Consider the following 1270-nt stretch of genomic DNA (forward strand, 5'->3'; position numbering starts at 1 on the left):
CGAGAACTCTCCCCGGTACACGCGCATACGGCGACTGACGGCCGCAGCGCCGAAGCCCTTTGCGTTCGCCTGCGTCGTCCGTTTCGCCTCGCCCGCGGACCCCGCCCGCACGCGGCGCGACGCCGTCGCGTGACACAACAGTTTTGTCGGGGGTGAGAGTGATACCGATATCGATGAGCGACCTGGGTGCCCTGCCGGTCCAAGCGTACCTCACCGCCTGTCTGCTGGCGGGGGGTATCGGGCTCTGGCTCGGTCGGGTCGCGTGGCACGAGCGCGACGAGCCGGGGGGGCTGGAGGTCGCGCTCTACCTGCTCTGTGGCGGCGGCGTCGCCCTCCTGTACGCCGTCCGGATCGCGCTCCCGGGCGAGGTCGCGATGACGGTGGCGCTCAACCTGTCGACGCCGCTCGTCGGGGCGCTCCCCGTCCTCTGGATCTGCTTCGCGCTCGCGTTCACGGGCCACGAGCGCTGGCGGACGGAGCGCCGGATCGTCGCGCTCGCGACGCCCGCGTTCGTCTGGGTGCTACTCGCGTGGTCGAGCGAGACCCACGGGCTGGCCCGGCGGTCGGTGATGGCCGTCGTCGACGGCCCGTTCACGCTGCTCGGATACGGGTTGGGACCGGTAGGCGGCGCGTACGTCCTCCTCGCGTACGGACTGTGCGTCGCCGGCGCGCTGCTCGTCGTCGACCTCTACGAGCGGACCGGGAACCGGTACCGGCTCCAGACGTTCGTCGTGCTGCTCGGGACGCTGTTCCCGTTTCTGGCCGGCGTCGCGACGTTCGTCGACGTCGGGAGCTACGCGAGCCTCTCGTGGCTGCCGACGGCGTTCGTGATCCACGGCGTGTTCCTGTACGGCACCGTCTTCTGGCTCGGGACCCTCGACGCCGCGGTCGTCGCGCGCGACACCGCCGTCGAGGTGATGCAAGACCCCGTGATCGTCTCCGGCTCGGACGGGCGGATCCGCGACCTCAACCCGGCAGCCGAGGCGCTCCTCCCGCCGGACGCGGTCGGCTCGTCGCTGCCGGCGGTGTTCCCGCGACTGGAGGACGGTTCCGAACACCCGATCGCGATCGGCGACCGCCAGTTCGACATCCAAGAGAACCCCATCACGGACCCGCGCGGCACCGACCGCGGGCACGTCTTCCTCCTCCGCGACGTGACCGCGCGGGAGCAGCGACAGGCGGCGCTCGAACGGCGGGAGACCGAACTGGAACGCCAGAACGAGCGGTTAGCGGAGTTCGCCGGCGTCGTCTCGCACGACCTGCGGAACCC

General features: G+C 71.3%; 1 protein-coding gene. It reads left to right on the top strand.

Translation table 11 applies throughout. The annotated features are described in order from the left end of the window. Nucleotides 1–173: 173 nt before the first annotated feature. On the top strand, nucleotides 174–1270 hold a 1097-nt coding region (locus BN903_RS14605), incomplete at its 3' end, for a histidine kinase N-terminal 7TM domain-containing protein (RefSeq protein WP_048078429.1).

This window comes from Halorubrum sp. AJ67 (assembly GCF_000513435.1).